Genomic DNA, 12,327 nt, shown 5'->3' on the forward strand with positions numbered 1-12,327 from the left:
GTCAGCTTCTCCTTTGGTTGGCATAGAAATGCGGCAGCCACGCCGCAGGATCGTTGCCCGCCAGGGCAATGGCCTCCTCCATGGCGACGAGGGTTTCCTCGCGGCCAGAAAGCACTTTCAGCTCATTGGGCATCCCGCCGAGATCGAGCTTCGCAACGATCGAGGTATGCCCTTGCTTGACCAGAAAGGTCCGGCTTTCCGGCGTCAGATCCTCGCGGATCAGCCGATACTCCGCATCCGTCAGGCCGAGCCCGTCGCAATAATCCGATCGCTTGGCGTCCGAGTTGGGCAGCAGGATCTTTGTGGCGGTCTGCTCGATGATCGAGTGCGCGATCGGCGACCGCAGCGCATCGGCCGGTGACTGCGTGCCAAATACCATGAAGGCGTTGCGCTTACGGAAGGTCTTGAGACCGTCCTGCGCGAACGCCCGAAAGGCTTCGTCCTGAAGCGCCTTCCAGAACTCGTCGACGTCGACCACGACACGCTGCCCGTCCAGCAGCTCGTCGACGCGGTGGAAGAGATACAACATCGTGGGCGTGCGGATCTCAGGGTTCTCCAGGAAGTCCGTCATGTCGAAGCCGATGAACCGCGCTGACATCGACACCTCGTCCTGCGGACCATCGAAAGCCCAGCCGAGCGGGCCGCCCAGACACCAGCGCTCCAGCCGCGCACCGATGCCCTCGGCATCGGCGTAGCCCAGCATTTCGCGCAAGGCGCTGAACGAGCGCGACGGCGCCGGCAGCCGCATCACCGCCTCGATACCCTCGTCGATCAGTCGCTCTTCGGCGACGCTGAGCGGGCGGTTTTCCCGGCGTACCAGGACACGGATGAACTGCCGCAGAAACGCAATGTCGTGCGGCGACGGTGTCAGACCCTTTAACGGCGCGAAGCCGGTGGGCTCGCCGTCGCGCAGCGCCAAGTAGGTGCCGCCACACGCGCGGACGAAGATCTCGGCACCGCGGTCCTTGTCGAAGAACACCTGTTTCGCGCCGGTCTTTTCGAGCTGCGCTTGCAGGAAGTTCTGCAGCACCGTCTTGCCGCCACCGGTTGGCCCGATGATGAGCGTGTGGCCGATGTCGGCACGGTGAAAATTGAACCAGAAGGACGAGCCTGCGCGCGTCTTGAGCAGCGTTACCGCGTCGCCCCAGTGGTTTCCAGACTTGCGGCCTGCCGGGAAGGTGTAGAACGGGCTCAAGCCTGCGAAATTGCGCGTGTTGATGACCGCGGGGCGCGCGCGCATCCGAAAATTGCCGGGAAGCTGCGCCCAGAAGGCGGCCTCAAGCGCGACGTCCTCGCGCGCCATCACCATGCCTGTATCGGCCGCTGCCGATCGTGCGATCGACAAGCGCTCCAGCAGCCGCTTCGGGTTCTCGTCGATTACCGCGATCGAGAGGTGATGCTCGCCCATGGCGAAGCGGTTCGCCATGAGATCGTCGACGCCGTCGAGCAGTTCCTCCGCCTGGCTGACGCCGGCATCGTCCGAGGAGACCATTTGCTTGTATTTTTTGGTGAACCGCTCGCTCGCGACCGACTTCACCAACGGCGCGAAACTCTGGGTCAGCACGAACGGGAAGTCGAGCGTGAGCAGGCTGTTGAACTGACCGGTCCGCGTGCTGGCGACATACTCGCGCACGCCGAACATTCCGAGGAAATGCGACTTGTGCGGAAGCCGAATCTCGGCCGCCTCGCGACCGAACACCACGCGTGAGGCATACAGGGCTTGGCCCAGCCTGCCGTCGAGCAGCGGCACGCGGATGCGGTCGCCGGTCAGGATGAAGTGAAGCACCTCCATCGGTCGTGAAAATAGAATACCGTTGTGCTCATACATCGAGAGCGGCTCCGGAACGACATCAGCAAGCAGCGTTTCGAAGTCGCGGCACTTGTCCGCCATGATCGTGAGCGCGCGATGGTCGATCTCGGCTTTCGCTTTTCGCCTGGAGAAAAGCCGCGTCACTTGTTCCCCGGCCATGCTCGACGGCCGGACGATGATCGTGACGTAGAACTCGTTGTGGTAGAGGACCTTCTCCTTCAGCGTGTCGGCGTATTTCTCCTGCAAGGTTCGCGCGAAGTCGGAGTGGAAGTCGCCGCCGAGAACCGGGTCTGTGGCTGTCCGCACGAGATGGGTCCACAGCGCTACGCGATCGTCACCGATCGAGCGCCACGCGATGTTGAGCTTGTTATGCCAGGTGTTGAGGTCGCCGATATCGCTGGTCTCGAACGGCCGCCCATCGACGCGGTACATGCGCATGAGCGAGCCGTCTTCGAGAGCAACCAGCGTGTCATCGACGTGCCGCGTGTAGGGAATGAACTTGATGTCATCCGTCTCGCGGACAGCGATCTTCTTATGCTTCAGCCTGGAATCAGTCATTGCCGAAATGCTTCCGCTTCACGCCTTTGGCGAGGCGGACGGGAGAGTAGCTCCCGCCCCCCCAGAACTTGCGGTTCTTGGATAGAAAGCCGGTCTGGAACCACAGGCCCCACAGCCGGAACGCATTGAAATCGTAGTGACAGATCATGCGCGCCGGGAAGTAGAGCGCGCCGAACAAGGCCAGGGGGTAAAACGGATTGTGGAAAATCCCCCAGATCACCATGCAGACCATGATGATCGGCAGGATCGCCTCGAGCGGCAATCCCATGAACACCGATGGTCTGGTAAGGGCGAGGAACACCTTATCCTCGGCAACCTTGTCCTCCATGTTACGCCGATCCGCCCATCCAGCCGACGATCGTCGCTGCCGAGAATATGATGCCGATACCGATCAGCACGGTAACCGCTTTTCCCCAATCCATCCGACCGGTCAGCTTGGCATAGCCGACCGCCATGACGGCGATGACGCCGACCACCGACGCGACGGTGGTCATCCACGTCTTGATGGTGTTGAGGCCACCTTCGATCGCGGTTCCATCGGCAAAGGCCGGCTGCGCGATCGAAATGAGGGCGAGCGCACCGACAAAGCCGATGACCTGCCGCGCGCGGGCGTCGGACAACATCCGGCCCATGCCTTGAGTGAACTTCATACGGGTCTCCATGGCTTGGGGTTTACCTCTCGAGATCGTGGGTGGGGCGGATCGGCTCGACCTGCCGAACAGGCGTCGGCTCGCGGACCGAAACATCCAGGCCGCGCCGCAGCACGTCCGAGATCATGTGGCGGCTCTCCAGGCTCGCGGACGTCATCCGGTCCGCGTCCCCGTCGAACGCCGCACCGAGATGCTGCTCCATCGCCGCCTGCGCCTGCAGCGCGCCCGCGAGGCGCGGTTCGGCGGCAATCCGTTCCGCCCCGCCATGCAGGAACAGTTCGGCCAGTTCGTCATTTTCGTGACGTCGCTCAGGCGCGGCCTGACGAAGGCGCTCCTCCCGAACGATATGGGGTTCCTCTTCGGGCTGTCGCTCGGGCGCAGCCATCGCTTCTTCTGCCAGGCTGTGTTCGGGTTCGGCGGCGAGCGCGCCGCCGAGCGGCACGTTCGCACCGGCTTCGCTGGCGACTTCGTGCCGGTTGAGCCCGGAGCGGACGATGTAGATCGCATCGGCGATTTCGCCGTCCCACGCGCCGTCGCGCGCCATCTGGCGCAGACCGTCGGGTTCATAACCGGACCTTGTGAAGGCGCTGACCAGCGTCGGGCTTTCCAAGGCCCGCTCCAGCGCCCCGTTCAGCGCATCCCTGTTCAGATCGATACGTTCGGCCTGAACCTCCCTCCGCAAGGGGTCCATGTCCTCGCTGACGGCCGCGTGGAGCGCCTTGCGATCCTGCGTGTGGACGCTCAACGTCAACAGGAGGCGCTTGTCTGTGTCGGACAATTCGGTGCTGCTTCCGCTTGGCAACGGCTGAGGCGCGCCGTTCCTCTCCGCGTCGGCCGACGGCGCGAGGGCTGTCGCCTCCGTCGCCCCGACAGCCGCCGTCGGAGCGACGGGTTCGACAGTCGGCGCCGGCTTCTCCGCCACCTCACGGTCGCGTCGTGCAGCATCGGCATGACGCAGCTCCTCCATTCGCGCCTGTTCGTCGAAGCTCGGCTCATAGCCTCGCACGGTCAGGCCTTCGCGCGACGCCGCCGTCCACACGGCCTGACGAAACTCACGCGAACCTTCGACGTCGATCCCCGCCCAGCCATTGTGCTTGGCGATCGTGACCAGAGCCGAGACGGTCTCGGGATCCTCGTTTCGAGCAATGATGCGATCGCCGGCAATCTCGATCGACGGGTTCTCCCGATCCGTCGGCAGGAACATGCCGACGCGGCGCTCGCTGCCGTCGGACGGCTCGATGATCCGGACCTGATAGCGTGTCGCCAGCTCGGGCGGGATCTGGAACCCAGCCTGTCCGGCTTGCGTCTCCGCGTCGAGGCCGCCCCGCGCAACGCTGTTGTCCGCGCTCATCTGAAGACCTCGACGGCGCTGGAAGCGATCTGCCCCACCACCCAGCTATCGTTGTCGGCCGCTGGCTTGGCCGGGCTCACCGTCAGAACTGTCGCGGACGGCGAGCCCGGGATGGGCGGGGGCGTCTGGATCGTCCCCATGTGGCTCGCGGCCGACCAGATGCGACCGACATAACCATTGCGGAAACCGCGCGTCAGCGTGCCGGTGTTGTAGAGCGAGTAGGTCGCAGAGATCGCGTCCAGCCCCGTATAATGCTGGATCGCGAGGTCATATCCCGCCCGGAGCATCGAGGATGCGAGCCGCAGGTTCGTACAAGGATCGAAGGCCTGCTCGATGCTGACACCCAGTCGCGCGAAATTGGCGGAGTTCACCTGAGCCAACCCGACATCGACCGTATAGCCGGCCGCCATGTACCGCCGCACCAGCGCAGCACCGTCGGCGATCGACGCGGCGTGGACACGCGGCCCCTTGTTGATATTGATCGCCAGATCGTCGCCGCCGCTTTCGGTCACGACGAGGGGAACAACCGCCTCGGTCGCGATCTCAGGCGCGCATTGCTGCGCAAGCATCGTGATCGCGGCGATGGCGTGGATCATTGCTGCGTCACCGTTTGGTAGCGGGTGTCGAGCGCGTACCGCGACGTTCCGCCATCGGCCTGCGTCACGGTCAGGTCGTAGCCGTGCTTGGCCTTTTTCATTTTAACGCCGACCCCGGTGCAGGTCGGGAACGAGCCGCCGATAGCGAGGTCGTTCCAGAGTTTCGTGATCGGCGGGACGCACTCGACATATTTCGTCGGCGAACCAGGTGTCGCGAGGCAGAGGACCACCTGACACCCCCAGTCCGACGCGTAGGCGGGTTGTGGGGCCGCGACCGCCACGACGCCGGCCACGCAAAGCGCGATGGCGCCAGTGGCGCGGCCCAGCTTGGTCATCAGATATCGGATCATGAGCCACCTCCATGCGTTGCGCGCCACTCTTCGGTTGCGAACACGTCCCACTGCGCCGGTGCATTGGCGGCAAGGGTGAGGGCTGAGGCCGGCGCGGTCGGTGCGGGGGCCGCCTCAACTCCGGCGGGCGTCGGCGCGGACGGCGCGTCGCCTTGTGCGACGGTGATGATCCAGTCCTCGTCGCCTTCGATCGGTCGGGTCCGGTCGATGACCTGTCCGGGTCGCGCGAACGCCACATGCCAGTGGTTCGCGTGACCGCGATCCCCCGGCCCGAGCAGCTCGATGATACGGATACCGCTCTGTGCCATGAGCGCCCGGATCTGCTCGCGGTCGATCGCGTGGACGCCGCCTGCGGGAACGAAATCGACCGCCTGGCCGAACTTGTGCCAGCTATACCGCGCGCCGTAGCTGGCGTTCATTGGGCGGAGCGTATCGGTGATCCGCGAGCCAAAGGCGCGACGAACGAGGGCTGCGACGTTCGACGCCGAGGGCGCGCGCACTGAGCCGATAGAAGACCGGTCGTCGTCGATGTGAGAGAGCGCGCAGGCATCAAAAACCGTTGCCGGCGTGATACCGTAAGTCGCGAAATCACGGCCGCGGATCGCCAGCGGCCCCGCCTCGAAGTCCGCGCCCAACGCGAGCAGATCACGCACCGTCGCCTCTGCGTCAGCTGCGTTGCCCGGCTGCCGAACGAGGACCGCACCCGAACGAACGGCGACTGCGAGCGACGCGGGAGACGGCGTTCCGGCCCCGGCTAGCCCGGCGGCACAGAGTTGAATTGCCTTCGCTACGATACTCGCCGGAAGCACATCAATGCACCAATGCTGAATTGAACCCAAGCAGATGTCAGCGACTAGAGGAAGTCGACATCAAAAGGTTAAACCTGAAGCAGCAGGCAAACAACAACACATCTGGAGCGATCCAGTCGCCATTATGGAGTGATCCGGGGTAATCTATTGCGACTAAACGCACGGTATTGCACGATGACCGTACGAGATGTGTTTCAAACGGCTTTAGGTAATTGTCGGCTAGGCCAGCACCTAGCTGATTCAGTTGTCGAGTGGTTTCGAGGTGACTGGGACGAGGGTGGATATACGGGCCATGCGCTCTTGAAGCTGCAAGCTATATCGGGCGGGTTGGCGCTCTTGATCGCCATCGGCTTCTGGTATCGGCCGTTCGACGACAAGCGGGCTGGGAGGCGCGGTGAGGTTTCGGCCTGCAGCGTCGCTGCGACGCATGACTTCTGCGATGCCGTTGCCGGCCTATCGACGGCGCTCCGCAATCCCTTCTTGCGGGTGGACCGAACCAGCATCCTGCCGCCCCGCGATACGCCAGGGGCCGTCGATCCCTCTATCACTCAGGCGAACATCGGCACGACGATCTGCCGACCCGGCTATGCCCGATCGGTCCGCCCCTCCTTCGCGGTTACCGCGCCCGTCAAACGGCGCTTGATGGACGCGCAGCATCCGGGTGGGTCCTTCGCCGATTACGAACTCGACCATCTGATCCCGATCTCGCTTGGCGGCGCGGCGCTCGACCTGCGTGATCTGTGGCTCCAGCCCCGGCGCGGCCAGGCGAACGCGGCCGACAAGAATGCCTTGGCCTATGTCTTGTGGCGATTGGTTTGCGAGCGCCGCGTGCCGCTTCGGACAGCGCAGCAGGCCATCCGGCGCGACTGGACGAAGGCCTACGACACATACGCGACGCCCGAGAATGTGGCGCGCTACCACTTTGCGCACCGCCAAGAGGAGCGCGACTAGGCTCGCACAGGCCCGCCGGATCCGATCCGAACATCAACGAAGGAGGAAATCATGCCACAGAATATTGCCGAGTTCCGGATCATCGGTCGCATCGGCAAAATCACGGCGCGCGAGAAGGTCACCTATGTGAGCGTCGCCGCCAATTATAACCGCCGCGACGGCGACGACTGGAAGACCGACACGCTGTGGAACAGCGTCGTGTGCTTCTCCAATGTCGGACCCCAGGTCGAAGCAGCCGGGAAGGGTGATCTGGTGCATGTCACCGACCGGGTCCGCGAGAGCAACCACGGCGAAGGCAACGAGGTTTCCTACCGCACCGAGCTGATCGCCGACACCTTCTCGATCCTGACCAAGGCCGAAGCCGAGCATAGCTGATTGGGGGTCGGAAGCGGGTTGCCGGCACGGCTCCACCTCCGCCGCGTTGCGGTCGAGCCAGCGTGGCCGTTCCAACTCGGTCGGGTGACGATCCTCGCTTGGTTGCCACCCCGGACGAAAGAGATCGTCGCGCCGCGCGCGGCCCACCTTCTCATGCCGACCATCCAGAGTGGAGGATGCCGCCTGTGCCTTCGGTGATATTTTCCGGAGGCTAAAGTGACCGAAACCGACCAACTTCACAGGACCTGGCCGATGACGAGACTACCGCTCGATGCCGAAACCCGAGCCAAGAACATCGTCGAACAACTCGGCGGGGTGTGGCGCGGCACTCGCGGCGAATGCCGCTGCCCGGCCCATGACGATGGCTCCCCCAGCCTGTCCGTTCGCCTCGGCGATTCGGCGATCCTCTTCCACTGTTTTGCCGGCTGTACAGCGCTCGAGGTGCTGAAGGCGCTTCAGCGCCAAAAGCTCCACGACCGTTCTGCGGTGGCAATGCCGGAGGGCAAACCGAAGCGCGACATGGGCGCGCTCGCCCTGCGTCTCTGGAACGCCAGCGTGCCGGTCTCGGGCACGCTCGCCGAAGCCTATCTCGTCGCCCGCGGCCTCTCCGCGCCCTATCCCAAGGCTTTGCGCTTCAACCCGGCGACCATATTCGGCTCCGGTGCCGACAGACGCGTAATGCCCGCGATGATCGCCGCAGTCGAAAACGACCTCGGACTGGTTGCCGTCCAGCGGACCTTCCTCGATCCTGTCGATGTGCTGCGCAAGCCCATCCCAAAGCCGAAGGTTGCGCTCGGACTGCTCGGCACAGCAGCGATCCGTCTTGCGCCCGCTACCCACGAGCTGGGCCTTGCCGAAGGGATCGAGGACGCCCGATCGGCGACTGAATGGTTCGGGACGCCGACATGGGCGCTGGGCGGTGTCGAACGGCTAGCCTTCGTCGCGATCCCGGAGAAGGTCCGCCGGGTGATCGTTTACGGTGACCGAGGCCGCGCGGCCGACCGCCTGCTGGAAAAGGCACGCGATCACCTGACAGCGAACGGGCGCGAGCTCATCAGCCGCGTGCCCGAGGATCATGACGACTGGAACGACGCCTGGCGCGCGCACCAGCGGAGCGCATGAAACCGCAACTGCGGCAGCTGAATTACGCGGATCATGGGCATGTTAGCCGAGCCGCATCAACTGGGAAGGGTAGGGGGCGACGAGCCCCTTCAGATCGTCCCATGGTGCCGATAGCCAGTGATCATAGTCGTCGTCGTGAAGGATAACTGGCATCGCCTTTGGATGGATCGGCGCGACGATCGCATTCGGCTCTGTGGTCAAGAACCCATAGGCATTCCCGCGCTCGGTCGGTCGCCAGATTCCGGCAAAGGCAAAAATCGGGCGGCTAGGCACGTCGAACCAGTGCAGCGGCTTCTTTCCGTCCTCGCCCGGCGCGACCCCGAACTCGGAGAACGCTGTCACCGGCACCAGGCAACGACGCCCCGGCGTTGTCAGCATCGACCGCCAGAAGCTCGAACTGAGATTGCGCACGTTGGTCACGTACTTGGTGAGCTTGACCGCTGGATCGCGCTTGCTCGGCACCTGGGTCGGTACACCCCACTCCATCCGCTCGATCTTCCGGTCGGCGCCGTCCTGGATGACCACTTGGCCGTAGAACGGCGTCTTCTTGCCCGTCGGAAAGATGTCGGGGACCGGATACGTCTCGTCGGGCTCGTAAGGCGGGCGGATGCCGAATGTAGCGGCGATCTCCGTCTGCTTCGCGGTCAGCCTGTATCGATTGCACATCCGAGCACCCTTTCGGTGCCGGCAAGCTCCGCCCGCCGGCCCTCTGGCCTTAGAGCTTGTCCTTCAGACCCTTGGCGGGTGTGAAGGAGACCTTCTTCGATGCAGCGATCGTCATCGCCTCGCCGGTCGACGGATTGCGGCCCTGGCGCTCAGGACGATCCTTAACCGAGAACTTGCCGAAGCCGGCGATCGAGACTTCTTCGCCTTTTGCGGCCGCGCTTGCGATCTGGTCGAACACGGCGGCGATTGCGGCCTTGGCCTCTGCCTCGCTCGTGCCTGTCGTCCCAGCGACGCCCTTCGCCAGTTCTCCGATGTTCATGCTACTTACTCTCCCTAGTGGATCTGGCCGGACCTTAGCCGTGCCGAGCGCCGATACAATGATGCTCCTCGACGATGCGCATGTCGCGGGCGCCCGCCTGATGGTCCGCAAACTGGCTAATCATGACGTGGTCGAGGTGTATCAGCCCGGGTGCGGACAGGGGGCGATCGCCGAGCTGGCGCCCGAGCCAACTCAAAGACTTCGGCCGGGTCTCTAATGCGCGCTGCGCTCTCGCGTGACGCGCGGATCTTCATACAGGTCGCGGATTGCGCGCAGGCGAAAGACGTTCCACCAGCGCTGCCATCGATGCTCGGCCGCATCGTGGATCATATGGCAACGCTGGCAGAGCGCCGCGAGATTGCCGGGCATGCTGTTGCCTGGATCGTGATCGAGATGCGCACAAGCCAGCACGACATAAGTCGTTCGTACCGACGCCAGAATGAAGCCGCCCTTGAGCGCGATCCGCTTGCCACGGCCGGAGCGCCAACACACGGCATCGGCATCCCACCAGCGACCATCGCCAAGATGTGCGACCCGACGCATATGCGGCCTCGAGCAGTGCTCGCAGCGCGCGCCGGCTCGATCGAACCGGATCACGTCCGACAGCTGGCGCCAGTCGATCGGGTAAAGCCAGCGGTTTTCAGGGCGGATCGGCATCTCGATTCTATGAGTCAGCCAATGGCAGAACGAAAGCGAAATCTTCTCGGTTTGTTTTTGGTCTGTTGTGTAACCGTTCTAGCAATCAGTGCCATGCCACTTACACGTACCACGCGAGCGATACCGGCAACTCGAGGAGCAAGCGGCACGGACGACGCTTTGTGTGAGTTTGCGTACACTGGTCGATGCAGCCCGAGTACGCTTTTGTATTCCCCTAACCAACCAGGGCCGCGCACCTTGAACCGATTATGTCGACTTACGGCGTGAGGTCGTATATAACCGACCATATTGTCCACATGGACGCTAATATGAGACCCTAAATGCGATCGACGGTTGCTGATACCCTGCCGCCACGCGTGAGGCGGAGCTTGGCGAAGCTAGGTGCCGATATCGCTTTGGCGCGCAAGAAACGCAGCCTTACGGCGGTTATGATGGCCGAACGCATCGGTGTGGCTAAGAGCACATATCTCAAACTGGAAAAAGGCGATCCGACCGTCGCGTTAGGTACATACGCCATGACCTTCTTCGTTCTGGGTTTTGGCGAGAGCCTTGGAGATATCCTCGACGCTAGGAACGACGAGCAGGGTCTGTTGCTCGACGTGGAACGCATGCCGCAGCGCGTCCGCAGACCCAAGCCGCCGGTTTCGCTGTGAGGCGGACGATCGGCATCCAGATCGGCGATGAAGCTCGCAGCGTCGGGTTGCTGCACTACAATCAGCAAGGAAGTCGCGAGAGCGCGGGCTTCGAATATGATGCCGGCTGGCTCGCCGATCCCGACCGCTTCGCTCTCGAGCCCGCGCTGCCGCTCGTTGCCGGCCCACAGTTCCACCGCAAGGTGGGCACCGGTTCTGTTTTCCATGCCGCGATCGCGGACACCGAGCCAGACGGCTGGGGCAAGCGCGTTATTCAGCGCGACCATGCCAAGCGGCGGCAGGATGCCCGCCGCCGCGGTGAGGAGGTCGATGCTCGAGCACTGAATGGCCTCGACTATTTGTTGGCGGTCGATGACGTCAGCCGAGTGGGGGCGCTACGTCTTGTCGACGAACAGGGGGTTGCTCAGCGCGCGACAGAGGATGGTCGCCGCACCACCCCACCCCTCATAGAGCTGGGTCATCTTTTGGCCGCCAGTCGAGCCGTCGAGACGAACACCGAAACCGCAGCCGATCTGGCCTATCTACGCGGTCGCGGCACTTCGCTCGGGGGACTCCGCCCCAAATGCACCGTCGTCGATGACGAGGGCCATCTGTCGATCGGCAAGTTTCCGAGCGTCGCCGACGAGCGCTCGGTGACGCGGGGGGAGGTGCTCGCGATGCGGCTCGCCCGCCTCGCCGGCATCGACGCGGCCGACGCCCGACTGATCGACAGCGATGGCGACGCGATCGCACTGATCCGGCGGTTTGATCGGCCTGAAGGGGGCGGGCGGCTCATGTATGTGTCAGCGGCCACGATGATCGGCGCGGAGCCCGGCGACGCGCAGGAGCATGCCTATACCGAGATCGTCGATGCGCTCCGTGTGAACGGCAGCGCCCCCACCGCCGATATCGAAGAGCTATGGCGCAGGATCGCTTTTTCGATCCTGATCACGAACGTCGACGATCATCTGATGAACCACGGTTTCCTGCACGTCGATCATGGCCTGTGGCGACTGGCGCCAGCGTTCGATATCAATCCGTTTCCCGAGCGGTTACGTGAGCTTAAGACGTGGGTATCAGAAGAAGCCGGGCCTGAAGCAACCATCGACGCTCTGATGTCCGTGTTGCCGTACTTCCGCATTGCCCCGGCACGCGCCAAGGAGATGCTGGCGCAGGTCGACCAAGCTGTAGCAAGTTGGCAAGATGAAGGACGTGCACTCGGCATGACCGGCGCCGATCTCGACAGCTTTGCCGATGCTTTCGAGCACGGCGAGCGCGCCGCGGCTCAAGCGGTCCTGGCATGATGAGGCTCAAGGTCGCGAATTGCAGACGCGATAAGAAACCGAAGATGCGCCTGATCCACATCGGTGATTGGCGATTCAGCAAGCTATCGCGCTTACGAACGGTCGCGATCAACGAAACTGAAGGTCTGCATCGCGGGTGAGATGGGTGGAAAGCAGCCTGTCCGCTTTAGAGCGTTG

Annotated in this window: 16 protein-coding genes; 6 read left to right on the forward strand and 10 right to left on the reverse strand. The window is 63.6% G+C overall.

Annotated features, from left to right (window positions below; translation table 11 throughout):
- Position 1: 1 nt before the first annotated feature.
- From L8K25_RS20195 to L8K25_RS20225, 7 genes are read right to left on the reverse strand one after another with little or no spacing between them, the layout of a single operon-like run.
- A complete protein-coding gene (locus tag L8K25_RS20195) occupies positions 2–2,368 on the reverse strand; it encodes a VirB4 family type IV secretion/conjugal transfer ATPase (RefSeq protein WP_242140797.1) in 2,367 nt (788 codons plus the stop codon).
- Positions 2,361–2,696, reverse strand: coding sequence for a VirB3 family type IV secretion system protein (locus L8K25_RS20200; RefSeq protein WP_242140798.1), 336 nt, complete (start codon positions 2,694–2,696; stop codon positions 2,361–2,363). The genes L8K25_RS20195 and L8K25_RS20200 overlap by 8 nt, the downstream gene beginning before the upstream one ends.
- 1 nt (position 2,697) lies before the next feature.
- Positions 2,698–3,018 carry a TrbC/VirB2 family protein gene (locus tag L8K25_RS20205; RefSeq protein ID WP_037533360.1) on the reverse strand — a complete coding sequence of 107 codons (321 nt, stop codon included), beginning with the start codon at positions 3,016–3,018 and terminating at the stop codon, positions 2,698–2,700.
- 22 nt (positions 3,019–3,040) lie between these two features.
- A complete protein-coding gene (locus L8K25_RS20210) occupies positions 3,041–4,369 on the reverse strand; it encodes an LPD7 domain-containing protein (protein WP_242140799.1) in 1,329 nt (442 codons plus the stop codon).
- Positions 4,366–4,965, reverse strand: a complete 600-nt coding sequence (locus L8K25_RS20215; RefSeq protein ID WP_242140800.1) for a lytic transglycosylase domain-containing protein — start codon at positions 4,963–4,965, stop codon at positions 4,366–4,368. The genes L8K25_RS20210 and L8K25_RS20215 overlap by 4 nt, the downstream gene beginning before the upstream one ends.
- Positions 4,962–5,315: a hypothetical protein gene (locus L8K25_RS20220; protein WP_242140801.1), complete on the reverse strand. Its 354-nt coding sequence runs from the start codon at positions 5,313–5,315 to the stop codon at positions 4,962–4,964. The genes L8K25_RS20215 and L8K25_RS20220 overlap by 4 nt, the downstream gene beginning before the upstream one ends.
- The gene (locus tag L8K25_RS20225; RefSeq protein WP_242140802.1) at positions 5,312–5,968 is read right to left on the reverse strand and encodes a muramidase; all 657 of its coding nucleotides are present in this window, start codon (positions 5,966–5,968) and stop codon (positions 5,312–5,314) included. Before L8K25_RS20225 ends, L8K25_RS20220 begins: the two co-directional genes overlap by 4 nt.
- Positions 5,969–6,424: 456 nt before the next feature.
- Here L8K25_RS20225 and L8K25_RS20230 point away from each other — a divergent pair, with 456 nt between their 5' ends.
- From L8K25_RS20230 to L8K25_RS20240, 3 genes are all read left to right on the forward strand, one after another.
- Positions 6,425–7,075 (forward strand): hypothetical protein, encoded by a 651-nt coding sequence (locus tag L8K25_RS20230; RefSeq protein WP_242140803.1) that lies wholly within the window; start codon positions 6,425–6,427, stop codon positions 7,073–7,075.
- A 51-nt stretch (positions 7,076–7,126) separates the two neighbouring features.
- A complete protein-coding gene (locus L8K25_RS20235) occupies positions 7,127–7,450 on the forward strand; it encodes a single-stranded DNA-binding protein (RefSeq protein ID WP_242140804.1) in 324 nt (107 codons plus the stop codon).
- 252 nt (positions 7,451–7,702) lie between these two features.
- Positions 7,703–8,572 carry a toprim domain-containing protein gene (locus L8K25_RS20240; protein WP_242140805.1) on the forward strand — a complete coding sequence of 290 codons (870 nt, stop codon included), beginning with the start codon at positions 7,703–7,705 and terminating at the stop codon, positions 8,570–8,572.
- A 42-nt stretch (positions 8,573–8,614) separates the two neighbouring features.
- Here L8K25_RS20240 and L8K25_RS20245 read toward each other — a convergent pair whose 3' ends face one another.
- Positions 8,615–9,238: an SOS response-associated peptidase family protein gene (locus L8K25_RS20245; protein ID WP_242140807.1), complete on the reverse strand. Its 624-nt coding sequence runs from the start codon at positions 9,236–9,238 to the stop codon at positions 8,615–8,617.
- A 49-nt stretch (positions 9,239–9,287) separates the two neighbouring features.
- Positions 9,288–9,557 (reverse strand): HU family DNA-binding protein, encoded by a 270-nt coding sequence (locus tag L8K25_RS20250; RefSeq protein WP_037533376.1) that lies wholly within the window; start codon positions 9,555–9,557, stop codon positions 9,288–9,290.
- 58 nt (positions 9,558–9,615) lie between these two features.
- On the opposite strand from L8K25_RS20250, the gene L8K25_RS20255 reads away from it, so the two are divergent.
- Positions 9,616–9,774, forward strand: coding sequence for a hypothetical protein (locus L8K25_RS20255; protein WP_242140808.1), 159 nt, complete (start codon positions 9,616–9,618; stop codon positions 9,772–9,774).
- On the opposite strand, the gene L8K25_RS20260 is transcribed toward L8K25_RS20255, so the two are convergent.
- The gene (locus L8K25_RS20260) at positions 9,771–10,214 is read right to left on the reverse strand and encodes a hypothetical protein (RefSeq protein ID WP_037533379.1); all 444 of its coding nucleotides are present in this window, start codon (positions 10,212–10,214) and stop codon (positions 9,771–9,773) included. The two genes, L8K25_RS20255 and L8K25_RS20260, sit on opposite strands and share 4 nt — an antisense overlap.
- Before the next feature lie 368 nt (positions 10,215–10,582).
- On the opposite strand from L8K25_RS20260, the gene L8K25_RS20265 reads away from it, so the two are divergent.
- Complete coding sequence (locus tag L8K25_RS20265) at positions 10,583–10,867, forward strand: helix-turn-helix transcriptional regulator (RefSeq protein ID WP_242140809.1); 285 nt, start codon at positions 10,583–10,585, stop codon at positions 10,865–10,867.
- On the forward strand, positions 10,864–12,150 hold the full coding sequence (locus tag L8K25_RS22835) for a type II toxin-antitoxin system HipA family toxin (protein WP_242140811.1): 1,287 nt from the start codon (positions 10,864–10,866) through the stop codon (positions 12,148–12,150). Before L8K25_RS20265 ends, L8K25_RS22835 begins: the two co-directional genes overlap by 4 nt.
- Positions 12,151–12,327: the final 177 nt, after the last annotated feature.

Origin of the sequence: Sphingomonas sp. TREG-RG-20F-R18-01, assembly GCF_022662475.1 — a bacterium.
Classification (GTDB): Bacteria; Pseudomonadota; Alphaproteobacteria; order Sphingomonadales; family Sphingomonadaceae; genus Sphingomonas.

Bases quoted from the DNA above. Each gene is read 5' to 3' on its own strand.
- L8K25_RS20195 (WP_242140797.1), bottom strand. From the start codon at position 2,368: ATGACTGATTCCAGGCTGAAGCATAAGAAGATCGCTGTCCGCGAGACG.
- L8K25_RS20200 (WP_242140798.1), bottom strand. From the start codon at position 2,696: ATGGAGGACAAGGTTGCCGAGGATAAGGTGTTCCTCGCCCTTACCAGA.
- L8K25_RS20205 (WP_037533360.1), bottom strand. From the start codon at position 3,018: ATGAAGTTCACTCAAGGCATGGGCCGGATGTTGTCCGACGCCCGCGCG.
- L8K25_RS20210 (WP_242140799.1), bottom strand. From the start codon at position 4,369: ATGAGCGCGGACAACAGCGTTGCGCGGGGCGGCCTCGACGCGGAGACG.
- L8K25_RS20215 (WP_242140800.1), bottom strand. From the start codon at position 4,965: ATGATCCACGCCATCGCCGCGATCACGATGCTTGCGCAGCAATGCGCG.
- L8K25_RS20220 (WP_242140801.1), bottom strand. From the start codon at position 5,315: ATGATCCGATATCTGATGACCAAGCTGGGCCGCGCCACTGGCGCCATC.
- L8K25_RS20235 (WP_242140804.1), top strand. From the start codon at position 7,127: ATGCCACAGAATATTGCCGAGTTCCGGATCATCGGTCGCATCGGCAAA.
- L8K25_RS20240 (WP_242140805.1), top strand. From the start codon at position 7,703: ATGACGAGACTACCGCTCGATGCCGAAACCCGAGCCAAGAACATCGTC.
- L8K25_RS20245 (WP_242140807.1), bottom strand. From the start codon at position 9,238: ATGTGCAATCGATACAGGCTGACCGCGAAGCAGACGGAGATCGCCGCT.
- L8K25_RS20250 (WP_037533376.1), bottom strand. From the start codon at position 9,557: ATGAACATCGGAGAACTGGCGAAGGGCGTCGCTGGGACGACAGGCACG.
- L8K25_RS20255 (WP_242140808.1), top strand. From the start codon at position 9,616: ATGATGCTCCTCGACGATGCGCATGTCGCGGGCGCCCGCCTGATGGTC.
- L8K25_RS20260 (WP_037533379.1), bottom strand. From the start codon at position 10,214: ATGCCGATCCGCCCTGAAAACCGCTGGCTTTACCCGATCGACTGGCGC.